The organism is Bradyrhizobium sp. Gha, assembly GCF_900113735.1.
Taxonomy (GTDB): domain Bacteria; phylum Pseudomonadota; class Alphaproteobacteria; order Rhizobiales; family Xanthobacteraceae; genus Bradyrhizobium.
In genome coordinates, this window is the sequence record NZ_FOQM01000015.1 from 32,388 (window position 1) to 54,508 (window position 22,121).

Annotated in this window: 23 protein-coding genes; 15 read left to right on the forward strand and 8 right to left on the reverse strand. The window is 64.7% G+C overall.

Annotated elements, in window-relative coordinates; all coding sequences use genetic code 11:
* Window positions 1–10: 10 nt before the first annotated feature.
* On the reverse strand, window positions 11–166 hold the full coding sequence (locus BM222_RS41165; RefSeq protein ID WP_177243318.1) for a hypothetical protein: 156 nt from the start codon (window positions 164–166) through the stop codon (window positions 11–13).
* Window positions 167–436: 270 nt separating this feature from the next.
* Here BM222_RS41165 and BM222_RS41170 point away from each other — a divergent pair, with 270 nt between their 5' ends.
* Window positions 437–580, forward strand: a complete 144-nt coding sequence (locus tag BM222_RS41170) for a hypothetical protein (protein ID WP_177243319.1) — start codon at window positions 437–439, stop codon at window positions 578–580.
* Window positions 581–594: 14 nt separating this feature from the next.
* On the opposite strand, the gene BM222_RS19045 is transcribed toward BM222_RS41170, so the two are convergent.
* A complete protein-coding gene (locus BM222_RS19045) occupies window positions 595–798 on the reverse strand; it encodes a hypothetical protein (protein ID WP_092230273.1) in 204 nt (67 codons plus the stop codon).
* Between the two features lie 146 nt (window positions 799–944).
* On the opposite strand from BM222_RS19045, the gene BM222_RS19050 reads away from it, so the two are divergent.
* The 4 genes from BM222_RS19050 to BM222_RS19065 all read left to right on the forward strand — a co-directional run bounded on the left by BM222_RS19050 (window position 945) and on the right by BM222_RS19065 (window position 2,707).
* Window positions 945–1,676: a Crp/Fnr family transcriptional regulator gene (locus tag BM222_RS19050; protein WP_092230275.1), complete on the forward strand. Its 732-nt coding sequence runs from the start codon at window positions 945–947 to the stop codon at window positions 1,674–1,676.
* 10 nt (window positions 1,677–1,686) lie between these two features.
* Window positions 1,687–1,929 (forward strand): DUF6894 family protein, encoded by a 243-nt coding sequence (locus BM222_RS19055; protein WP_092230277.1) that lies wholly within the window; start codon window positions 1,687–1,689, stop codon window positions 1,927–1,929.
* 281 nt (window positions 1,930–2,210) lie between these two features.
* Window positions 2,211–2,444, forward strand: coding sequence for a DUF6894 family protein (locus BM222_RS19060; RefSeq protein ID WP_092230279.1), 234 nt, complete (start codon window positions 2,211–2,213; stop codon window positions 2,442–2,444).
* Between the two features lie 65 nt (window positions 2,445–2,509).
* Window positions 2,510–2,707: a hypothetical protein gene (locus BM222_RS19065; RefSeq protein WP_092230515.1), complete on the forward strand. Its 198-nt coding sequence runs from the start codon at window positions 2,510–2,512 to the stop codon at window positions 2,705–2,707.
* 44 nt (window positions 2,708–2,751) lie between these two features.
* Here the strand turns inward: BM222_RS19065 and BM222_RS19070 are convergent, their stop codons facing one another.
* The 3 genes from BM222_RS19070 to BM222_RS19080 form a co-directional block, all read right to left on the reverse strand.
* Window positions 2,752–3,231: an MgtC/SapB family protein gene (locus tag BM222_RS19070; protein ID WP_092230281.1), complete on the reverse strand. Its 480-nt coding sequence runs from the start codon at window positions 3,229–3,231 to the stop codon at window positions 2,752–2,754.
* A complete protein-coding gene (locus tag BM222_RS19075; RefSeq protein ID WP_092230518.1) occupies window positions 3,228–3,806 on the reverse strand; it encodes a peroxidase-related enzyme in 579 nt (192 codons plus the stop codon). Before BM222_RS19075 ends, BM222_RS19070 begins: the two co-directional genes overlap by 4 nt.
* A 227-nt stretch (window positions 3,807–4,033) precedes the next feature.
* Window positions 4,034–5,770, reverse strand: a complete 1,737-nt coding sequence (locus BM222_RS19080) for an ATP-binding protein (RefSeq protein WP_092230283.1) — start codon at window positions 5,768–5,770, stop codon at window positions 4,034–4,036.
* A gap of 427 nt (window positions 5,771–6,197) precedes the next feature.
* Here BM222_RS19080 and BM222_RS19085 point away from each other — a divergent pair, with 427 nt between their 5' ends.
* The gene (locus BM222_RS19085) at window positions 6,198–7,166 is read left to right on the forward strand and encodes a catechol 2,3-dioxygenase (protein WP_092230522.1); all 969 of its coding nucleotides are present in this window, start codon (window positions 6,198–6,200) and stop codon (window positions 7,164–7,166) included.
* Window positions 7,167–7,368: 202 nt separating this feature from the next.
* Here the strand turns inward: BM222_RS19085 and BM222_RS19090 are convergent, their stop codons facing one another.
* Window positions 7,369–10,881: a molybdopterin cofactor-binding domain-containing protein gene (locus BM222_RS19090; protein WP_092230285.1), complete on the reverse strand. Its 3,513-nt coding sequence runs from the start codon at window positions 10,879–10,881 to the stop codon at window positions 7,369–7,371.
* Window positions 10,881–11,363 carry a (2Fe-2S)-binding protein gene (locus BM222_RS19095; protein WP_092230287.1) on the reverse strand — a complete coding sequence of 161 codons (483 nt, stop codon included), beginning with the start codon at window positions 11,361–11,363 and terminating at the stop codon, window positions 10,881–10,883. The genes BM222_RS19090 and BM222_RS19095 overlap by 1 nt, the downstream gene beginning before the upstream one ends.
* A gap of 244 nt (window positions 11,364–11,607) precedes the next feature.
* Between BM222_RS19095 and BM222_RS19105 the strand changes: the two genes are divergently transcribed.
* The 8 genes from BM222_RS19105 to BM222_RS19140 all read left to right on the forward strand — a co-directional run bounded on the left by BM222_RS19105 (window position 11,608) and on the right by BM222_RS19140 (window position 19,803).
* Window positions 11,608–13,065 carry a 6-hydroxynicotinate reductase gene (locus BM222_RS19105; protein WP_092230290.1) on the forward strand — a complete coding sequence of 486 codons (1,458 nt, stop codon included), beginning with the start codon at window positions 11,608–11,610 and terminating at the stop codon, window positions 13,063–13,065.
* Complete coding sequence (locus BM222_RS19110) at window positions 13,062–13,958, forward strand: UPF0280 family protein (protein WP_092230292.1); 897 nt, start codon at window positions 13,062–13,064, stop codon at window positions 13,956–13,958. Before BM222_RS19105 ends, BM222_RS19110 begins: the two co-directional genes overlap by 4 nt.
* Before the next feature lie 15 nt (window positions 13,959–13,973).
* Window positions 13,974–14,558 carry an amino acid synthesis family protein gene (locus BM222_RS19115; RefSeq protein ID WP_092230294.1) on the forward strand — a complete coding sequence of 195 codons (585 nt, stop codon included), beginning with the start codon at window positions 13,974–13,976 and terminating at the stop codon, window positions 14,556–14,558.
* Between the two features lie 32 nt (window positions 14,559–14,590).
* Window positions 14,591–15,793, forward strand: a complete 1,203-nt coding sequence (locus BM222_RS19120; protein WP_092230296.1) for an ABC transporter substrate-binding protein — start codon at window positions 14,591–14,593, stop codon at window positions 15,791–15,793.
* Window positions 15,794–15,954: 161 nt separating this feature from the next.
* Window positions 15,955–17,844 carry an ABC transporter permease gene (locus BM222_RS19125; RefSeq protein WP_092230298.1) on the forward strand — a complete coding sequence of 630 codons (1,890 nt, stop codon included), beginning with the start codon at window positions 15,955–15,957 and terminating at the stop codon, window positions 17,842–17,844.
* Window positions 17,841–18,632, forward strand: coding sequence for an ABC transporter ATP-binding protein (locus BM222_RS19130; protein ID WP_092230300.1), 792 nt, complete (start codon window positions 17,841–17,843; stop codon window positions 18,630–18,632). The genes BM222_RS19125 and BM222_RS19130 overlap by 4 nt, the downstream gene beginning before the upstream one ends.
* A complete protein-coding gene (locus BM222_RS19135) occupies window positions 18,629–19,333 on the forward strand; it encodes an ABC transporter ATP-binding protein (protein WP_092230303.1) in 705 nt (234 codons plus the stop codon). The genes BM222_RS19130 and BM222_RS19135 overlap by 4 nt, the downstream gene beginning before the upstream one ends.
* Window positions 19,334–19,347: 14 nt before the next feature.
* Window positions 19,348–19,803, forward strand: coding sequence for a MarR family winged helix-turn-helix transcriptional regulator (locus BM222_RS19140; protein WP_092230305.1), 456 nt, complete (start codon window positions 19,348–19,350; stop codon window positions 19,801–19,803).
* Between the two features lie 158 nt (window positions 19,804–19,961).
* Here the strand turns inward: BM222_RS19140 and BM222_RS19145 are convergent, their stop codons facing one another.
* Window positions 19,962–21,158, reverse strand: a complete 1,197-nt coding sequence (locus tag BM222_RS19145) for an amidohydrolase family protein (RefSeq protein WP_092230307.1) — start codon at window positions 21,156–21,158, stop codon at window positions 19,962–19,964.
* 158 nt (window positions 21,159–21,316) lie between these two features.
* On the opposite strand from BM222_RS19145, the gene BM222_RS19150 reads away from it, so the two are divergent.
* Window positions 21,317–22,090: a ferredoxin--NADP reductase gene (locus BM222_RS19150; protein WP_092230308.1), complete on the forward strand. Its 774-nt coding sequence runs from the start codon at window positions 21,317–21,319 to the stop codon at window positions 22,088–22,090.
* Window positions 22,091–22,121: the final 31 nt, after the last annotated feature.

Below are 22,121 nucleotides of genomic sequence, written 5' to 3' on the forward strand. Positions count from 1 at the left end.
CCGGCGCGCATCAGTCGCGCTGGAAGATCTTGGCGCCGGGGTAGGCACGGCGGGCGTATGTCACGACCAGCGCGCGATCCTGGGTTTCCAGAAAGGGCGTACGGATGTGGCACGACCCGACGATGAGGTGCCACAGACCATTGAGCCTTTGGACGACGATTTTCATCTGAGTATTCCTCGAAGACTCCGCAACTGGCAGATGCTGCCTGTCGCGGCCGTCCTGCGATCCATGATCGCGAGCGCGGGTATGAAATTCCTCGAAACCATCCGCCTCGCAAGACTGCGGCAACATCTATGAATTGGTTACGGCGTGCAGCCCGATAAGCTCAATCCGATCACAGCCGCTTGAAGGAAATCATTTTCGGCGCCGACGAAACCGTCCTGAAACAGAGCGCCCCATCTAATGACGGTACTCGAGCTCACACAGGAGGCTCACATGCGCCGTCTGCTTTTCAGCATTGCCTTGCTCGCAGTTGCTTCAGCCGGAATCTCGGCCTCGTTTGCCGCGGTTCAGCAGGCCAGGACACTGACGTTTGCCGAGCGCTTTGCACCGGCGCTTCCGCTGATGGTCGATCGCTAGCGGCATACGCGCGATCATTTCGGATATGGCAAGCCGGGTTGGGACAGCAACCGCTCCATCTCCACGGCGGCCTCGCCGTCGCGCACCTTCTGCAACAGCGTATGGCGCTCCGTGCCGGCGGGAAGATTCTCGGCCGCGGCGCGGGCATCCTCCGTGAATCTGGTCAGGCGTTCCTGGAGGGACAGGGCCGGTCGCGTACGGTTGCGCTTCTTGGTCATGATGTGCCCTTTCGAGCGCCGACGACACCATGTGCGGCCAAGCCGCGTCCTTAACTTTTGTTGGAACCGGGCAGCGCGATCGCGGGTTTTCTCCGGCAGCGCTTGCTGCGCCGTGAGTTCCATGTCCGCGACCGGAGCCAGACAAAGTGCCCAGCGACGCGATCCGCGCGGCGCTCGTCGAGCGACTGCGCATTTCGTCCGCGATCGCGGACAAGGACGTCAGGGAAATCGAAGCCCTGCCGATCTCGGTGCGTCAGTTCCCCGCAGAGACGGCGGTGGTGCGCGATGGCGAGCGTGCGACGAACTGCTGCCTGATCGCCGACGGATTTTGCGCGCGTTCCAAGACGATCGCGAGCGGCAAGCGGCAGATCCTTTCACTGCACATCCCCGGCGAGATCCCCGATTTGATGAGTCTGTTCCTGCACGTCATGGATCATGACCTCTCGACGCTGACGCCCGCCACGCTTGGCTTCATCAAGCATGACGATTTGCAGAAGCTGCATCGCCGCAACCCCGATCTCGCCGAGATGTTTTGGCGCGATACGCTGATCGATGCCGCGATGTTCCGCGAATGGATCGTCAATGTCGGTCAGCGTCCCGCGCCGGCGCGCCTCGCGCACGTCATGATCGAGTTGCGCGAACGCCTCAGGCTCATCGGCCGAGTGGACGGCGACAGCTTCGAGATGCCGTTGACGCAGGAGCAGGTCGGCGAAACCCTGGGGATCACTTCAGTGCACGTGAACAGGGTGATCAAGCAGGTGCGGCAGGACGGTATCGTCGAGTTCAATCGCGGTCGCGTCACCGTACTCGACGAGCGGAAATTTCAGGAACTAGCGGATTTCGACGTCCGTTACCTGCATCAGTCGCCAACCCTTTGAGGCACCCAACATGCCGCGATTCCATTTCGACATCCACGAGGGCAGCCGCCTCATTGCGGACGAAGATGGGCAGAATCTTGCAAATTTAGGCGTCGCCCGCAAGGAAGCGATGCTGACCGGTGCGTCCATCGCGCGCGAGGCGTTTCTTGTCGGCAGCACAGATCATGTCGTCGTGGACGTGCGCGAGGACGAGCATGCGACGTGCCTGAAGATCTCGATCACCCTCGAGGTCGAAGAGCTGGCCGACGGGTAGCCAAGGCAAGGAGCGCGACGCTGTGCGCGATCGGGGACAACAATCGAAAAATAGGAACGTCGTAACGACGATGACGTCATTCCCGTGCGATCGGCCTTCCGCCCGGCTGGTCGGTTGCACCTTCAGCGGCGGTCCCGGCATGTACGCGTAAGAGCCGGGACCGTCCGCTCTGGCGCACAAACCGGCTAGCGTTTCGACTTGGTTGCGATCGCACGAATGCGCCGGCGACAGGAACGAAATTAACATGGATTACTTTACCCGTCAGTGGGACGGGATTGGGCATGCCGCGATTCTTCTTCAATGTCCGGAACGGCGATCGGTTGAACGATCGCGACGATGTTGGTCAGGAGCTTCCGGATCGGCACGCTGCATGGGAGATGGCGACCCGGTACGCCGGCGACAGCCTGCGCGACCTCGATGGTGATCTGCAACCGGATGATGACTGGCGGCTTGAAGTGCAGACGGAAGACGGCGCATGCGTCTTCCAGATCTTGATACGCGCGCGCCACGGTTGACCTTGCCGGGCGCATCGCGCGGGCTGGGCGGAACGTTTTTGCCCCGACGCGACAAGGAGAGCAGGATGAGCACACGAGACGACATTCACACCACGCGGCGAACAGAACCGAATGGGGTCGAGCCGGCATTTTCCGAAGACGATCTGCAGCGTGAGCAACTCGGACCGCGCGGTGTTCCCGGACAGCCCGATAAGGCCACGATGACCCCGCAGCGCGCCAAGAAAACGCCGGCGGAGGGCCATTTCGACGGACATACGTCCTGAGCGCTCAGGCGCATGCCGGGTGGATCGGTCGCCTGAGAGGGTCGCTAGGTCTGCCGATGGTCCTGATCTGGCTCGCTCTTGCCGCCGAACATTCGGTGCACTTGGTGCTCGATGCGGCGGCCGACCGTGAGCACCATAAAGGCGAGCCCCAGCGCGACTGCAACGATCTTCCATTGCCCGGCCCCGCAGACGATGCCGAGGCAGGCGGCCAGAAAGGTGCAGGCGGCACTGGTCAGGCCGCGGACGCGAAATCGGTCGCTCTCGTGGACGATCACGCCGGCGCCGAGAAAGCCGATGCCGGTAAGAATGCCCTGGATGACCCGGCTGGTGGCATCGACGACCTTGCCGGGCTCGGACAGTTGCAGCGCCAGCAGCACCACGGTCGCAGTGGACAGCCCGACGATGCCGAGCGTCTTCAGCCCGATCGGATTGCCGTGCAGATCGCGGTTGAGACCGATCGCACTGCCGGCCAGTGTTGCGACGCCAAGGCGCAGCAGGATTTCGCTCCAGTCGAGCTCCGTCATGTTTTCGGCAGGCGCCCCATCAGATAGAATTCGTCGTTCGGCCGCATGCTGGTGAAATTCGCCAGCCGATTGGACAGGGCGAAGAAGGCGGAGATCGCGGCGATGTCCCAGACATCGTCGTCGCTGAAGCCGTGCAGGGCAAGGGCTGCGAAATCCTCCTCCGAGCTCCGCTGCGCGTCCGCCGAGATCTTCATCGCGAAATCGAGCATGGCCTTCTGCCGCGGCGTGATGTCGGCCTTGCGATAGTTGGTCGCGATCTGATCGGCAACCAAAGGGTTCTTGGCGCGGATGCGCAGGATCGCGCCATGGGCGATCACGCAATACTGGCACTGGTTGGCCGCCGACGTCGCCACCACGATCATCTCGCGTTCGGCCTTGGTGAGACCGCTGTCCTTCTCCATCAGTGCGTCGTGATAGGCGAAGAAGGCGCGGAATTCGTCGGGCCGGTAGGCCAGCGTCAGGAATACGTTCGGCACGAAGCCGCTCTTTTCCTGCACGGCGAGCAGGCGCGTGCGGATGTCGTCAGGCAGGCTGTCGATGGCGGGTGCGGGGAAGCGTTGCGCGGGCTTTGTCATGGCCATGGATTCCGGCTTTTGGGCCGGCAACCATAGTCGATGCGGGCGGGCGCCTCAACGTGCCTGGTATTCCGCAAGGCGCGAGACACCCTCAGTGTCGTCGCCCGATTTAATCGGGCGATCCAGTATTCCAGAGCCGGAACCGATTGAATCGAGAGGCCGCGGCGTACTGGATGCCCCGGTCGAGCCGGGGCATGACAGCGGAGTTTGTGGAGGCGTGTCGTCCGCTACCGCAGCGGCTTCTTCAGCAGCGAGAAGCGATCCGGATCGAGCCCCAGCGAGGGCTGCAGCATCGGCGTTTCAGCAGGCGCGAGCGACTTGGCGGGCGGTGCGGCGAACACCGGGTCGTTCGGCACGTCGCGCTGCGAGGTGGCACCGCGCCAGCGCTCGAGCACGGCGCCGACGAAATGCATGTCATGGCCGGCGCTGACCGACGGAACGCTCGAGATGGTGGCTTCGCCGCGCGGCAATTGATGGGGGGGCACCTCCTTGAACCGCAGGCGCGTCGGCAGTGCGACGCCTTCGCCGAAGGCCAGCACCTCCCGCGTGCCGAGCGAGGGCACGAAGGACAGGAGGTTCGCGGCCGCGTCCGACACCGCGGCGCGCAGCAGCGCCTGGTCGCGGTCGTTGGCAAGACGCATCGTGAACAGCGTGTTGCACTGGGAGATGATGGTTGCGTCGAGCTCTGCGGGGCGCTGCGTGATCAGGCCGAGATAGACGCCGTATTTGCGGCCTTCCTTGGCGATGCGGGACACCGCCTTGCGGGTCGGTCCGAAACCGATATTGCGGTCGGCGGAGGCATAGCGGTGCGCCTCTTCGCAGACGAACAACATCGGCGAAACGCCGTCGCTCCACAGGCCGAAGTCGAAGGCCATGCGGCAGAGCACCGACACGACGGAATCGATGACCTCTGCGGGAAAGCCGGCGAGCTGCATCACCGTCATCGGCTTGCCATTGGCGGGCAGGCGGAACAGATGGCTGATCACCTCCGCCATGGTGTCGCCGCCGACATTGGCGTTGTCGAACATGAAGGCATAACGCGGATCGTTGCGAACCGCCTCGATGCGCGAGATCAGCTTGTGATAGACGATGCGCGAGGAGCGGTTTTCCAGCTTGCCCATGCGCTCGTCGATCAGCGAGATCAAATCGACCAGGCGATACGGCACCGGCGTGTCGACGGTGAAGCCGATCTGCTTGGGGTCGATTCGCTTCAGGCCGAGGCGGTCGGCGCTCTGATATTGCGTGTAGATGCCCTTGGCGATCGGGATCACTTCGGCGAGGACGTCGAGCTCCTCGGGCACGCCGGCGCGGCCGCCGAACAGCACGTCGACGATTTCCTCGAAATTGAACAGCCAGAACGGCAGCTTCAGGTTCCGCGGGTTGAGCACCAGCGCGCGGTCGCCGAAGCAGCGGCCATATTCGTTGTGCACGTCGAGCAGGAAGATGCGCAGGTTCGGGCGCGCCTTCAGGATCTCGTTGAGCAGCAGCGACACGCCCGTGGACTTGCCGACGCCGGTCGATCCCAGGACCGCGAAATGCTTCGAGAGCATCTCCTCAATGTCGACATAGGCGACGACGGAACGGTCCTGCTGGAGGAAACCGACATTGATCTGATCCGAACCGGTCGGCGCGTAGATCGTGCGCAGCTCCTGGCTGGTGATCAGGTCCACGGCATCGCCGATGGTCGGATAATTGGTGACACCGCGCTGGAATTTCGGCTTCTCGGTGGCGTTGAGAATTTCGCCGAGCAGGTCGACCGAGGCGATGGCGATGTAGTCGGTGCTCGACAAATTCTCGCAGGACACCTCGGTGATCATCGCGACGATGACCGAGCTGGCGCAGCGGATGCTGACGAAGCGGCCGACTGTGGCCCGAACTTCCGAGACCGGCATCCGGCTTTCCGCCAGAAGCCCGACCCGAGCGAGCGATCCGCGTACCGAAATCACGCGTCCAAAGGATGTCACGATGGATGAACCTGAAAAGTCAGACTGTTTGTCCGACTATGCCGGGCCGTCGCTGCACAAACGGTTAAACGACGGGCGCGGGCGCTTCGTTAAATCCGCTACAATTCGGTCGATAGGTTTGTTCCCAATCCATCTGTGAGGGGAATCGGCCGGAAAATGCCGCTTGGTCCGGCTTCTGACCTTAGATCGAATTAAGGAAGATTTTACCATTCGCTCAGTCCGTCCAGTGTTCGGGTGATGGCCGTTCAATTTGGGGGCATGGGCGAATGCCGTAGGGCCCGCGTTGATTTGTTGACGGGATCGAATCATTTGTACATTGGTACAAATGAACCTGCGGCCGGAGTGCCGCTGGGTGCATCCACGACTATTGCGCCCGCGTCCGATTGCGCGATTCCTTGAACCGGATCGCCACGCCTTGGAGGCCAGCATGCAGCCCGAACCGATCCTCGATCTCGCCCATCTCGGCCACATGGAGCTGCTGACGCCGAAGCCCGACGAGAGCCTGAAATTCTTTGTCGACGTCATGGGCATGACCATCAGCGGGCAGAAGGGCGAGTCGGTCTATCTGCGCGGCTGGGACGATTATGAGCGCTACTCGCTGAAGCTCACGGCCGCGAAGACGTCAGGCATGGAGCACATGGCGCTCCGCGCGCGCAGCCAGCAGGCGCTGGAGCGCCGCGTTACCGCGTTGAAGGGCTCTGGCTTCGACATCGGCTGGATCGACGGCGATATGGGGCAGGGCCCGACGTTTCGATGTCGCGACCCCGATGGCCACATCGTCGAGCTCTACTACGAGACCGAATGGTATCGAGCGCCGCCGGAGCTGAAGCCGGCGCTGAAGAACCAGGCGCAGCGCTTTCCCGCGCGCGGCGTCAATGTCCGCCGGCTCGACCATCTCAACTGCCTCGCCGTCGACATCAAGGCCAACCGGGAGTTCTTCGAGAACTATCTCGGCTGCCGCCTCACCGAGCAGATCGTGCTCAATGACGGAAGGGAAGCGGCGATGTGGCTGACCATGTCGAACAAGAGCTACGATTTCGCCTATTCGCTCGACCATTCCGGCACGCCCGGCCGCTTCCACCACGTCACCTACGCGCTCGACAGCCGCGAGGAGATCCTTCGCGCGGCTGACATCTTCCTGGAGAACGGGGTGCACATCGAGACCGGTCCGCACAAGCATGCGATCCAGCAGACCTTCTTCCTCTACGTCTACGAGCCCGGCGGCAACCGCGTCGAAGTCGCCAATGCCGGTGCACGTCTCATCCTCGCGCCCGACTGGAAACCGATCGTGTGGACGGAAGAGGAGCGCAAGAAGGGCCAGGCCTGGGGGTTGAAGACCATCGAGTCCTTCCACACCCATGGCACGCCGCCGGTGGACATGAAGAAGCACGGTTAGAGCGGGATGAGATTGGGTTGAATCAAGCCGCCGCGGGCTCGGTGCACCTCTCCCGCTTGCGGGAGAGGTCGGCGCAACGCGCCGGGTGAGGGTTCTCTCCTCTGGGGGAGTGTCCCGTTGCGGAGACACCCTCTCCCCACCCGCAAGCGGGGGAGGGAGCGCACCTCCCTTGTCGCGGCAAATGGAACCTCATCTTTTCAGGCTAGTGCGCCGACGCCCGCACGCGCGCGATCGTCTCCTTGACTCCGCTCCAGGCCGGTTTGTCCGGCGCGAATTGCTGGCGCAGGAAGGTGACGAGCTCCTCGATCTGCGCGTCGCTCATGCTGTCCTTGAATGCCGGCATGTAGCCGAGGTCGCTCGATGCGGGCTCGGTGATGCCGCGGAGGATCACCTGCACGAGATTGTCCGAGGTCGCGCTGTGCAGATTGCTGTTGAGCGCGAGCGAGGGACGGCTGCCGAACAGCGGCAGGCCGCCGACCTGGTGGCAGACGGCGCAGGCGCCCTGATAGAGGCGCGCGCCGCTGGACGAGGCGACCGTGACGCGTGTTGCGCTTTCGAGCTTCGTGGCCAGTGCGGGGGCGTCGGCCGCGCTGTCGTTGAACGAGCCGAGATAGACCGCCATCGCGCGGATGTCCTGGTCGGGCAGGGCTTTGAGATCCCTCACGATCGGCGCCATCGGCCCGGCCGCGACACCGTGGTAGCGCGAATGGCCGGTGCGCAAATAGGCGAACAGCTCGTCCTCGCTCCAGGGGATCGGCGCATGCGAGAGCGAGGTCAGCGGCGGCGCTTCCCAGCCTTCGGCAAAGCCGCCGGCGAGATAAGCGCTGCGCTGCTCGGCGCCGAGCGCATTGCGTGGGGAATGGCAGCCGCTGCAATGACCGAGGCTCTCGATCAGATAAGCGCCGCGATTCCAGGCCTGCGATTTGGCGGGATCAGGCTTGAACTCCTTGGTCTGGTGGAACAGTGCGTTCCAGCCGGCAAGCAACGGCCGGAGATTGAACGGGAAGGCCAGCGCATTCGCCGGCGCCGCCGCGCGTACCGCGGGCTGTGCCATCAGGTAGGCGTAGAGCGCCTGCATGTCCGCATCATCAGTCCTCGAGAAGTGCGTATAGGGGAAGGCCGGGTAGAGCTGCCGGCCGTCGCGATGCAGCCCGTCGCGCATCGCGCGCTCGAAGGCCGGATAGGACCAGGCGCCGATGCCGGTCTCGACATCGGGCGTGATGTTGGTCGAGTAGATCGTGCCGAACGGCGTCTCCAGCGCGCGTCCGCCGGCGTTGGGCAGTCCACTCAAGCTGGTGTGGCACTCCGCGCAATTGCCGAGGGCCGCAAGCTGCTCACCGCGCGCGATGGTCGCGGCGGAATAAACCGATGCGTCGGGCCGCGCGATCGGCGCGATGGAACGTCCGGGCAGCAGCGCGGCGCCGACGCCGATTGCGGCGGTGCAGACGGCCGCAATCGTCGCGACGATGCCGGCGCGTTTGGCAAACGGATTCTCCCAGACGCGCGATGGTTTCGGCGTAGCCGGCGCGACCAGGGCTTGCGGCTTGGGCGATGTCTCGCCGTGCAAGCCCTTCAGAATTCGTTCCGGGGTGAACGGCGGCTCGCGGAAGCGCACACCGGTGGCATCGAAGATCGCATTCGCGATGGCCGCGGCGCTCGGCACCGAGGCCGACTCGCCGACGCCGAGCGGCGGCTGGTCCTGCCGCGGCAACATCAGCACGTCGATCTCCGGCAAGTCGGGGAACGGGATGACCGGATAGGCGCCCCATTCCCGCGCCGCCACCGCGCCGCGCTCGAACGAAACTTCCTCCATCAACGCGCGGCTGGTCGACTGGATGACGTTGCCCTGGATCTGGTGCCGCACGCCGTCCGGATTGATCATCAATCCGGAGTCCTGTCCGGCGACGACGCGCGTGACGCTGACATCGCCGGTCGTCTTGTTCACCGCGACGTCAGCGACCCAGGCCGACCACGCCGCGCCATAGCCCGGAAACTTGCTGTGGACGTAGAGCGCATAGGCAAAGCCGCGCCCGTGCACGATTTCTCCGTCCTTCTCCGCGCGCACTGGGCGCGGCGTCCAGCCCGCGCGTTCGGCCACTGCGTTGACGAGATCGACGGCGCGCTGGTCTTTCAGGTAGCGCAGGCGGTATTCGATCGGATCGACGCCGGCCTCGAATGCTGCCTCGTCGATATAGGATTCATGCGCAAAGGTGTTCGGCAACGCCGAGACGCCGCGAAACCAGGCGGCGCGCACGATGGGTGCCATATCGTGGGCGACGACACGCATGTGGTCGTAGTCGTAAGGCGGGATCGCGGTACGGTCACCCATCTGGAGCACCGCGGGCTCGGGCGAGATGCGCCCCGTGAGCAGCAGCGCCAGCGTCGGCGCCGCGTTCGAGGGATAGCGCGTGGCGAGATCGTAACCGGCGATGTCGCCGCAGGCATCGAGGCCGCCATTGACGTCGATGAGCTGCGCGGCGCCCTTGGGCTCCCAGGCGTGCTCCTGCTCGCGCGTCAACTGCACGCGGACCGGACGGCCGACGGCGCGGGACAGCAGCAGGGCATCTGCCGTGACGTCATCGGCGCAGTTGCGGCCGTAGCAGCCGGCGGCCTCCAATCTGATGACCTCGACCTCGCTCTCGGGACGCTCTACGAGAAGAGCGAGATCGCTGCGCAACACGTGCGGATTCTGCGTGCCCGACCAGACGCGGATATTGCCGTCCGTGTAATCAGCGACCGCGCAGGACGGGCCGATCGATGCGTGCATCTGGTATGGCCAGACATAGGTGCGCTGCATCGGTTTGGCGGAGCCTGCAATCGCCGCGTCGACGTCGCCCTTCTCGATCAGCGTGCGCGGTGTCGAGGGATGGGCGCGGAGCGCTGTCTCGACGTCGGAGAGATCTGTCAGCGTGGGCGTGGGCTTCCAGCTGACCGCGAGTTGTTGCGCGGCGCGAATCGCATTCTCCTCGCGCTCGGCCACCACGCCGACGAAATCGCCGATGTGGACGACGGCCACGAGGCCTGGAACGTCGCGGACCGAGGCCTCATCGACCGCGATCAGGCTGGTGCCGACGAACGGGCCGGCATCGACGCCGGAATAGGGCGGGCGGACAACGCGGCCGTGCAGCATGCCCGGGACGCGGATGTCGTGCACGAAGGTCAGCTCACCCGTTGCTTTGGCAGGTAGATCGACCCGCGGCACCGACTGGCCGACGATGGTGTAATCGCCGACGGACTTGACGGTGATGTCGTCAGCGAGTTCGAGCCGGATGGTCTCGCCGCCGATCAGCTCGCCATAGCTGACGCTGCGGTTGTGACCGCGCACGAGGCCGTCCTCGATCTTCAGCTCTTCGGCCGGCAGCTCCAGCCGCTCCGCCGCCCGCGCGATCAGAAATTGCCGCGCCTGCGCTGCGGCTTTGCGCAGCGGCACGGCGGTGATCTGGATGGTTTCGCTGGCAATCGTCGCACCCTGGTTCGGCACGACTGCGGTGTCGCCGAGCACGACGACGACGCGGGCAAAGGAGACATCGAGCTCCTCGGCGACGATCTGGCCGAGTGATGTACGGACGCCGGTGCCGAGATCGACATGGCCGTTATAGGCGTTCACCGAGCCCTCCGCGGTGATGCGGATAAAGGTCTCTGACGTGATCTCGTCCACGGTGCGGACGACGACGAGCGAGCCGCGCTCTTCTCGGTTCGAATGCGGGGAGGCCATCAATCACCGGTCTCGGCGAGTTGGCCAGACGCGCGCATCACGGCGCGCAGGATTTCGACATGGGTGCCGCAGCGGCAGAGATTGTAGCGAAGCGCGGCGAGTGCCTCGTGTTCTGACGGCTGCGGGTTGATCGCGAGCAGCGCCTTGGTGGTCATGATCATGCCGTTGAGGCAGTAGCCGCATTGGGCGGCCTGCTCGTCGATGAAGGCTTGTTGCACGGCGTCAGGCTTGTCGCGCGTGCCGAGCCCCTCGAGCGTCACGATGTCGCGCCCGGCGCAGCCGCCCACAGGAATCACGCAGGAGCGTGCGGCCATGCCGTCGATCAGGACAGTGCAGGTGCCGCATTCACCGAGACCGCAACCATATTTCGGGCCGTTGAGTCCGAGATCGTTGCGCAGCACATAAAGCAGCGGCGTCGGGCGCTCTGCCGTGACGTCGTGGATCCTGCCGTTCACGGTGAGGCGGATCGGTGTCTGCGTCATCCTCGTTCCCACGCCTTGCGATCGAAAATTTCTACGTCGCGACGATACCGTTTGTACACAAACGTGCAAGCGGCCATGCCGCAGTGCAGCGCAACTGCCCGCTTTGTGGACAAGGGCGGGAGGCAAATGAGGTTTTATTCGGCAGGCGCGTCTTTTCGCGCGCCGCGCCGCTTGACAGCTATCAGGACCGCGCGCAACATCGTTCGTATACGAATGATAGCCGCGGTCGGCCTCCGGCTTTGAGATGGTGATGGAAACAACGAGCGCTGCCACCGACAAGATCCGCTGCGATGCCTGTCCGGTGATGTGCTACATCAAGCCCGGCGCGGCGGGCGCCTGCGATCGCTACGCCAACCACGAGGGCAAGCTAGTGCGCGTCGATCCGCACGTGATCCTGGAGCGCACCGTCGAGCATGGCGGCAAGCTCGTTCCGTTCAGCCGCACCGAAGACTGGGACGGCAAGCTTGTCCACGAGCCCTCGACCTTCGTGACCGCGATCGGGGCGGGGACGACTTATCCCGACTACAAGCCGGCGCCGTTCATCGTCTCCTCCGAGGTCGATGGCGTCGACATGGTGACCGTCGTCACCGAGGGCATCTTCTCCTATTGCGGCATCAAGGTGAAGATCGACACCGACCGCTATCTCGGTCCCGAGACCGCGACCGTGCGCGCGCAAGGCGAGGCGGTCGGCCACGTCACGACCAGCGAATACGGCTCGCAGATGCTGTCGCTCGGCGGCGTGCATCATCTCACCGGTGGCTCCAAGAAGGAGGGCCGCGTCACCTGCGACACGCTGATGGACCTCGCCAATTGCAAGGCGGTGGAGCTGACCATCGACGGTGGCGCCAGCGTCGTGGTGCAGGCCGGGCAGCCGCCGATCGTCAACGGCGTGAAAGAAGAGCGCATGCGCGTCGGCTGTGGCTCGGCGACGATCGGCATGTTCGCCAAGCAATGGCATGGCAAGGTGGATGAAGTCGTCGTGGTCGACGACCACATCACCGGCGTGCTCTCCGAGCATCAGGCCGGCAAGCTGCTCGATATCGCCGACACCGGAATCAAGATGAAGGGCCGGCGTTCGACGCCCGGCCGCTATTTCCAGGTGGCCGATCCCGGTACGGGCTGGGGCGGCACCAACATCTCCGATCCCTTGGCGATCCTCGGTCCGTTCGATCCCAAGGAGGCCAGGCCCGGCCTCTCGATGCTGATGGTGTCCACCACTGGCGAGCATTCGTCCTACTACGTGCTCGACGATGCCTTGAAGCCGGTCGAGACCGAGATGCCCGCCGACCTGAAGTTCTCGGTCGAGCGCATCCAGGAGAATTGCGAGCCCGCGCTGTGCACGGTGCTGTTCATGGCCGGGGCCGGCGGTTCCTTGCGCGCTGGCGTCACCGACAATCCGGTGCGGCTGACGCGCTCGGTGAAGGACGCGCTGACGCGCGTCACCAGCGGCGGCGCGGCGGTGTACGTTTGGCCCGGCGGCGGCATCACCTACATGGTGGACGTGACGCAGATGCCTTCAGGCGCGTTCGGCTACGTGCCGACCCCGGCGCTGGTCGCGCCGATCGAGTTCACGATGAAATTGTCCGACTATGCCGCGCTGGGCGGCCACATGGATTACGTCAAGCCGCTGTCGGAGGTCAGGAGCGGCGACGATGTCCGTCAGCTCTCCTGGCACAACCCGATCCCGGGACCGCGGCCATGACGAGGCTCCCGCAAATCGCCTTGCTGTCTGATGGCCGGCGGCTGCATTTGCAGGACGGGCCGATTGATCTGGTCGTGGAGGCGAGGGGGCGCGCGCACGAGGTGCGTGCGGCCTATGAGGCTGCGGCGCGCCGCTTCACCGGTCTACTCGATGAACTCTGTGCGGAACTGCCTGAGCTACGCAGGGCCGCCGAGGAGCGCACTGCGCTTGAAGGCGTGGTGGCGCGTCGGATGCACGCCGCTGTCGCGCCTTATGTCCCGGATGGCTTCATCACGCCGATGGCCGCGGTTGCCGGCAGCGTGGCCGAGGAAATTCTCGGCGCGATGCTGAACGCTGCGGCCGTTGACCAGGCCTACGTCAACAACGGCGGCGACATCGCGCTGCATCTCGGGCGCGATGAGCATTTCTCGGTCGGCCTGATGGATCGGCCTGACCGAGATGGCGTGATGCGCACCATGAGGATCGATGCGGATGATGCGGTGCGCGGCATCGCGACCAGCGGCCGCCACGGCCGCAGCTTTTCGCTCGGCATCGCCGATGCGGTGACGGTGCTGGCGGCGACGGCTTCGCAGGCCGACGCGGCGGCGACTGTGATCGCCAACGCCGTCGATCTGCCCGGGCATCCGGCCGTCCTCAGGCAACCGGCCAACGAGCTTCAGCCCGACAGCGATCTCGGCACGCGACGTGTCACGCGCGACGTCGGCGAGATCACGCGGAGCGAGATCACCGCAGCGCTGGAATCTGGCGCGGAATGTGCACGTCAATGCTTCGATCGCGGATTGATCGAGGGTGCCGTCCTCAGGCTTTGTGGTGATATGCTTGTCATCGGAACCAAGGATATAAGAGAGCAACGATCGCGCCCGCTGGTGCTGGGGAACGCGGTCCATGCGTGAACAGGGAAGTGCAACATGAGCGCGATCATCCGCAAGATCGTCACCGTCGTCGAAGAGACGCGGATGGAGATGGGCCGCCAGGTGTCGCCGCCGACCCGGCGCGCGGCGGCGATCGCCGTGATCGAAAATCCCTTTGCCGGACAATATGTCGAGGATCTCTCGCCGCTGATCGCGATCGGCGAGGAACTCGGTGATTTGCTGGCGAAGCGCGCCGTGGCGGCCCTCGGCATCGATGGCGCGAAAGCGCACAGTTACGGCAAGGCCGCGGCCGTCGGCGAGAATGGCGAGCTCGAACATGCCGCCGCAATCCTTCACCCGAAGATGGGTGCGCCTGTGCGCAAGGTGCTGAGCAAGGGCGCGGCGCTGATTCCGTCGTCGAAAAAGCGCAGCGGGCCGGGCACGACGCTGGACATTCCGCTCGGGCACAAGGACGCGGCCTTCGTGCGCAGCCATTTCGACGGGATGGAGGTGCAGATCAACGACGCGCCGCGCGCCAACGAGATCATGGTCGCGGTCGCCGTTACCGACAGCGGCCGTCCGCTGCCGCGCGTCGGCGGGCTGACGGTCGCGGAGATCAAGGGCGAAGACGGATTGAAATAGAAGACGTGACGAGTCGAAAACTGGAGATTGGGATGCGAGCAAGAAATTATGTCGTCGGCGCGGCCTTTGCGCTTCTGGCTGCCGGCATGGGCCATTCGGCCTTGGCAGAGGACATCAAGATCGGCGAGATCAACAGCTACTCGCTGCTGCCATCCTTCACCGAGCCCTATCGCAAGGGCTGGCAGCTCGCGGTCGAAGAGATCAACGCAGCAGGCGGCATCAACGGCAAGAAGCTCGTCGTCATCTCCAAGGACGACGGCGGCAAGCCGGCCGATGCGCAGACCGCGGCCAATGAACTCGTCTCCAGTGAAGGCGTGGCGATGCTGACCGGCACGTTCCTGTCCAACATCGGTCTCGCCGTCAGCGACTTCGCCAACCAGAAGAAGGTGTTCTTCCTCGCAGCCGAGCCGCTGACGGATGCGGTGACCTGGGCGAAGGGCAACAAGTACACGTTCCGCCTGCGGCCCTCCAACTACATGCAGGCTGCGATGTTGGTCGAAGCCGCCTCCAAGCTGCCGGCAAAGCGCTGGGCGACGATCGCGCCGAACTACGAATATGGCCAGTCGGCGGTCGCCGTGTTCAAGAAGCTGATGTCGGAGAAGCGCCCTGATATCCAGTGGGTCGACGAGCAGTGGCCGCCGCAGGGCAAGATCGATGCGGGTCCGGTGGTGCAGGCGGTGGCGCAGGCCAATCCGGAAGCCATCCTGAACGTCACCTTTGGCCCCGACCTCGTCAAGCTCGTGCGCGAAGGCAATACCCGCGGCCTGTTCAAGGGGCGCGAGGTCGTGTCGTTCCTGACCGGCGAGCCCGAATATCTCGATCCGCTGAAGGACGAGACGCCCGAGGGCTGGATCGTCACCGGCTATCCCTGGTACTCGATCAAGACACCCGAGCATGAGGCGTTCCTGAAGGCCTATCAGGCCAAGTACAACGATTATCCGCGCCTCGGCTCGATCGTCGGCTACCAGACCATCAAGGCGGCCGCTGCGATCATCGCCAAGGCCGGATCGACCGACACCGACAAGATGATCGCAGCCGCAGAAGGCATTTCGATGCCGTCGCCGTTCGGCGAGATCACCTTCCGCAAGATCGATCATCAGTCGACGTTAGGAGCCTTCGTCGGCAAGACCGCGCAGAAGGACGGCAAGGGCGTGATGGTGGACGCGACCTACAAGAAGGGCTCGGACTATCTGCCGAGCGACGCGGAAGTCGCGAAGCTGCGTCCGAAGGATTGAGAGTCATTTCGAACGCCGCTGCCGTAGGGTGGGTTAGCCGAAGGCGTAACCCACCGTCTTCGGTGCCACACGCGAAGAGGCGGCGGGTTACGCTTCGCTAACCCGCCCTACAATGTCCGCGCTCGCCGCGGAATCGCACTAAGACCCAACCCGGACCGCCGATGGCCTTTTACGTCGTACAGTTTCTGACCGGTCTCGCCAGCGCAGCGTCGCTGTTCCTGGTGGCCTCGGGCCTGTCGATCATCTTTGGCGTGACGCGGATCGTGAATTTCGCGCATGGCGCCTTCTACATGATCGGCGCCTACATCGCCTTCACGCTGACCGAGCGCTTCTCCGGCGCGTTCGGCTTCTGGGGCGGCGTCGTACTGGCGGCGCTGGCCGTGGCGCTGATCGGCGTGCTCGTCGAGATGGTGCTGCTGCGGCGGATCTATCATGCGCCCGAACTGTTCCAGCTGCTCGGCACCTTCGGTCTCACGCTGATGGTCGAGGATCTCGTGGTGCTGATCTGGGGGCCCGACGATCTCGTCGGCCGCCGCGCGCCGGGCTTCAAGGGCGCCGTCGATTTCTTCGGCCAGAACATCCCGAGCTACGACCTGTTCCTGATCGTGCTCGGGCCCGTCGTGCTCGGCATCCTCTGGCTGCTGTTCCAGCGCACGCGCTGGGGCGTGCTGGTGCGTGCGGCGACGCAGGACCGCGATATGGTCGCGGCGCTCGGCGTGAACCAGAAATGGCTGTTTACCTCGGTGTTCGCCGTCGGTGTCTTCCTTGCCGCGCTCGGCGGCGCCCTCCAGATCCCGCGTGATGCCGTGCATCACGCGATGGATTTGCGCATCATCGTCGAGGTGTTCGTCGTCGTCGTGATCGGCGGCCTCGGCAGCATCGTCGGCGCCTTCGTCGCGGCGGTGCTGGTCTCCGAGCTGAACGCCTTCGGCATCCTGATCTTTCCGAAGATTTCCATCATCCTGGTCTTCCTGGTGATGGCGGTGGTGCTGATCGTCCGCCCATGGGGCCTGTTCGGCAAGCCGGAGGCGGCGGCGCGCAAGACGCCGGGGCTGTCGGTCAATCCCTGGCGGCCGCTGACCTCGAACGAGCGGCTGGCGGCGCTCGCGGCGCTCGTTGTCGCGGCGATGCTGCCGCTGGTCGCCGGCAATTATGCGCTGACCGTCGGCTCGGAGATCGCGATCTTCGTGATCTTCGCCGTCAGCCTGCACTTCCTGATGTCGGTCGGCGGACTCGCCTCGTTCGGACACGCCGCCTATTTCGGCCTCGGCGCTTACGGCGTCGCGTTCCTCGCGAAAATGGCGGGGCTGCCGATGATCGTATGCCTGTTGCTCGGGCCGCTGCTGGGCTGCATGGGAGCCGCCGTCTTCGGCTTCTTCGCCGTGCAGCTCTCCGGCGTTTATTTCGCGATGCTGACGCTCGCTTTCGCCCAGATCGTCTGGTCGATCGCGTTCCAGTGGGTGAGCGTGACAGGCGGAGACAACGGCATTCTGGGCGTCTGGCCGGAGAAATGGGCGGCAAGCCCGTCGCATTTCTATTGGCTCGCGCTCGGTGTCGCGGCGCTCGTGACGATCGCGCTGCGGGTCATGGTGTTCTCGCCGTTCGGCTATGCGCTCCGTGCCACGCGTGACTCGGTGCTGCGCAGTGAGGCCGTCGGCATCGACGCCAAGCGCATCCAGTGGACCGCCTTCGTCATCGCGGGCACCACCGCCGGCATCGGCGGCGCGCTGTTCGCCTATCTGAAGGGCAGCGTCTTCCCTGACAATCTGGGCATCTCGCTCTCGGTCGATGCGCTGGTCATGGTGCTGCTCGGCGGCGTCGAGACTGTCTCGGGCGGGGTGATCGGCGCGATCGTCTACAAGGCCTTGAACATCTGGCTGGTCAGCCAGACCGATCTGTCGAAACTCGTGCTCGGCGGCTTCATCGTGCTGATCGTCGTCGTCTTCCCCAAGGGCATCGTCGGCATGCTGGAGATTTTGGCGCAGCGTCGCAGGAAGTCCTCGCCGCCCGGATCATCTCTGCTTGCCAAGCCGATCGAGTCCGCCGAATGAGCGTCGCATCCCCACTTCTCGAGGTCGAAGGCCTGACCAAATCCTACGGCGGCATCCACGCCGTGCGCGGCGTCTCGTTCTCGCTGCGATCAGGCGAAATCCTGGCGCTGATCGGCCCCAACGGCGCCGGCAAGAGCACCTGCTTCGACATGCTCAACGGCCAGAACCGTCCTGATGCCGGTCATGTTCGCCTGCTCGGCGAAGAGACCACCGGCAAGAAGCCGCGCGAGATCTGGCGGCTCGGCGTCGGACGCACCTTCCAGATCACCGCGACCTTCGCCACCATGACGGTGCGCGAGAACGTGCAGGTCGCGCTGATCTCGCATGGCAAGCAGCTGTTCAATCTGTGGGGCTCCGCGCCGCGTTTCGATCGCGGCGAGGCTGTGCGCCTGCTCGAGCTCGTCGGGATGGCTGGCTACGCCGATCGTCCGTGCGGCGAGCTCGCCTATGGCGACCTCAAGCGGCTCGAGCTCGCCGTTGCGCTCGCCAACGAGCCAAAGCTCCTGCTGATGGATGAACCGACCGCAGGCATGGCGCCGCGCGAGCGGGTCGAGCTGATGCGGCTCACGGCGCAGATCGCGAAGGAAAAGTCCATCGGTGTGCTCTTCACCGAGCACGACATGGACGTGGTGTTCGAGCATGCCGATCGCATCATCGTACTCAATCGCGGCACGCTGATCGCCGAGGGCTCGCCGGCCGAGGTGCGCGGCAACCCGCAGGTGCAGGCGATCTATCTCGGCGAGGGGCTGCTTTACGAAGGCGGGCATCGCGAAGGGGCCTCGGCATGAAGCTGACTGTCGAGGGGCTCAACAGCCATTACGGCCCGGCGCACATCCTGTTCGACATCGGCTTCGAGGTCGGCGCGGGCGAGGTGGTGGCGCTGCTCGGGCGCAACGGCGCCGGCAAGTCGACCACGTTCCGCTCGATCGTCGGTCTGGTCGCGCAGCGCACCGGCCGCATCATGTTCGAGGGTCAGGACGTTTCGGCGCGCCCCACGCATGAGATCGTGCGCGAGGGTCTCGGCTACGTGCCGGAGGAACGGCGCATCTTCACGGATTTGACCGTGGAGGAGAATCTGGAAGTCGGCCGCCAGCCCAAGCGAGCGAATGCGCCGTACTGGACGCGCGAAAAGCTGTTCACGCTGTTTCCCAACCTCGGCGAGATGAAGGGGCGTCCCGGCGGCCGCATGAGTGGAGGCGAGCAGCAGATGCTGACCATCGCGCGCACGCTGATGGGCAACCCGTCGCTGGTGCTGCTCGACGAGCCCTCGGAGGGCCTGTCACCGAAAATCGTGGAGCAGATGGTCGATGCGATCCTGACCATGAAGAAGGAGGGCGTCAGCATCGTCGTCTCCGAGCAGAACCTGCACTTCGCGCGATTGATCTCCGATCGCGCCTATATCATCGAGCGCGGCCGCATCTGTTTTGGCGGGACCATGGCCGAGCTTGACGCGCGTCCGGATATCCGCGACGCGCATCTGTCGTTGTGAGGGGCGGGGCAGGAATGGCAAGAAGCGTCACGGCGAAGAAGAGCCTCAAGCAGGGCAAGTCGCCCTATGTGCTCGACGAGCAGGTCGGATTCATCCTGCGCCAGGTCTGGCAGCGCCACAGCTCGATCTTCTCGCGCGACATCGGCACCAACCTGACGCCGACGCAATGGGCTGCGCTGTCGAGGCTCGCCGAGACGGGACCATGCTCGCAAAACCAGCTCGGGCGTCTCACGGCGATGGACGTCGCCACCATCAAGGGCGTGATCGATCGCCTCACGGCGCGCGGACTGACCGAGACCAGCCAGGATCCCGAGGACGGCCGGCGGCTGCTGGTGAGCCTGACGCGCGCCGGTCAGCAGCTGTCGGAGAAGCTCGCGCCGAATGCGATTGCGATCACGCGGGAAACGCTGGCGCCGCTCGACGCCAAGGAGCGCGAGCTGCTGATGGCGCTGTTGAACAAGCTGAGGTGAATTCCGGCTCTTTAACCGTCACCCTGAGGTGGCCGCTTCTTCAGCGGCCCTCGAAGGGCGACGGCCCGGCTGCATCTTGGCCGATTCATCCTTCGAGGCTCGCCTTGCTTTGCAAGACGAGCACCTCAGGATGACGGGTTAGCGCTTTTTCCTTGGCTCTACTTCGCCACGACCTCCGGCACCCTTCCGGCCGGCGGCGTGTTGCGGCTGCGCTGGGTCCGCACGATGCCGTCGATGATGGTCATGCCGATGCCGGGGAGGTCGCCGAGCTGCACGCTCTCGAGGATGTTCTTGCCGGGCGAGTGCTGCGCCTTGTCCATGATGACGAAATCGGCGGAGCGGCCCAGTTCAATGAGGCCGCAATCGAGCTGCCGCATCCGCGCGGTGTTGCCGGTCGCAAGGCAGAACGCGATCTCGGCCGGCAGATCGCCGAGCGAGGACAGCATCGAAACCATGCGCAGGATGCCGAGCGGCTGCACACCGGAGCCGGCGGGCGCATCGGTGCCGAGGATGACGCGGTGCAGATCGCCCATCTCGCGCGCGGTGCGTAGCGTGAACAGGGCCGAGCGCTCATTTCCGTTGTGCACGAGCTCGAGACCCCGCTTGCAGCCCTCGCAGATGCAGCGGATCTGATCGTCCGGCAGGGCGGTGTGACCGCCATTGATGTGGCCGACCACGTCGGTGTCGGCTTCGAGCACCACGTCTTTGTCGATCAGGCCGGAGCCGGGGATCGAGGGACCGCCGGTGTGGATCGTGCTCTGGATTCCGTATTTGCGGGCCCAGCCGACCATCCTGCGCGCGGTCGGGCCGTCCTTGACGCCGCCGAGGCCGACTTCGCCGAGCAGCTTGACGCCGGCTGCGGCGAGCTCCTTGAAATCCTCCTCGACCATCTCGCATTCGATCACGGGTGCGCCGGCGTGAACCTTCACGCCGCCGGGCCGCAAATTCCAGAAGGCGCGCTGGGCGAAGATGGCCATGGCCTTCAGCCCGACGACGTCGCGCGGGCGGCCGGGCATGTGCACTTCGCCGGCGGAGATCATGGTGGTGACGCCGCCATGCAGATTGCTGTCGATCCAGCCGATCTGGTTCTGACGCGGCGTCCAGTCGCCGGCGACGGGATGGACGTGGCTGTCGATCAGGCCGGGCGCCACCGCGGTGCCGTTGGCCTCGACGATGGTGGTGGCGCCTTCAGTGTCGAGGTCCTTGAAGCGGCCGATCGCGCTGATCTTGCCGTTCTCGGCGACGATGGTGTCGCCATCCAGGATCGGCTTTTCCATCGCGCCGGACAGGATCAGGCCGATATTGCGGATCACGAGCTTCGAGGGTCCGGTGGCCTGGGGTGCGTCATGCGCCATGGAAGGGGCTCCTTATTCCTAACTGCAACGCTTTCGATCTTGGGCAGCCTTGACCGCGGGATCAAGCAGGATTATTCATTTGTATACGAATGATCGTATACAAACGATGCATGGCTGCCCGCCTCGAAAATCGCAGATGACGCGCCAGGGAAGGTGAGATGAGCAATTTCAATCAGGAAAGCGTTTTGAGCGTCCACCATTGGACCGACACGCTGTTCTCCTTCAAGACCACCCGCAGCCCGACCTTCCGTTTCCGTAACGGCGAGTTCACCATGATCGGGCTCCAGGTCGGCGAGAAGCCCCTGCTGCGGGCCTACAGCGTCGCCAGCGCCAATTACGAGGACACGCTCGAGTTCTTCTCGATCAAGGTGCCTGACGGTCCGCTGACCTCAAGGCTCCAGCATCTGAAGGAAGGCGACGAGATCATCGTCAGCCGCAAGGCCACCGGCACGCTGGTCATCGACAATCTGGAGGACGGGCGCAACCTTTACCTGATCGGCACCGGCACGGGCCTCGCGCCGTTCCTGAGCGTGATCAAGGACCCCGAGACCTACGAGCGGTTCGAGAAAGTCGTGCTGCTGCACGGCTGCCGACATGTGAAGGAACTCGCCTATGGCGAGATGATCACCGAGCATTTGCCCAAGGACGAGATGCTCGGCGAGTACATCCGGAACCAGCTGCTCTACTATCCGACCGTGACGCGCGATCCCTTCCGCAACCGCGGCCGCATCACCGACCTCATCACGTCAGGCAAACTGTTCAGCGATATCGGCCTGCCGGCGCTCGAAGCGGCCCACGACCGTGTCATGATCTGCGGCAGCCCGGCGCTGGTGGCCGACACCCGCGTGCTCCTCGGCGAGCGCGGGTTCGTCGAAGGCAATCATGGCGAGCCGGCCCAGTTCGTGGTCGAAAAGGCCTTTGCCGAGCGCTGAGCCTCGAAGAGACCGTATTTTCGCCGTGGCG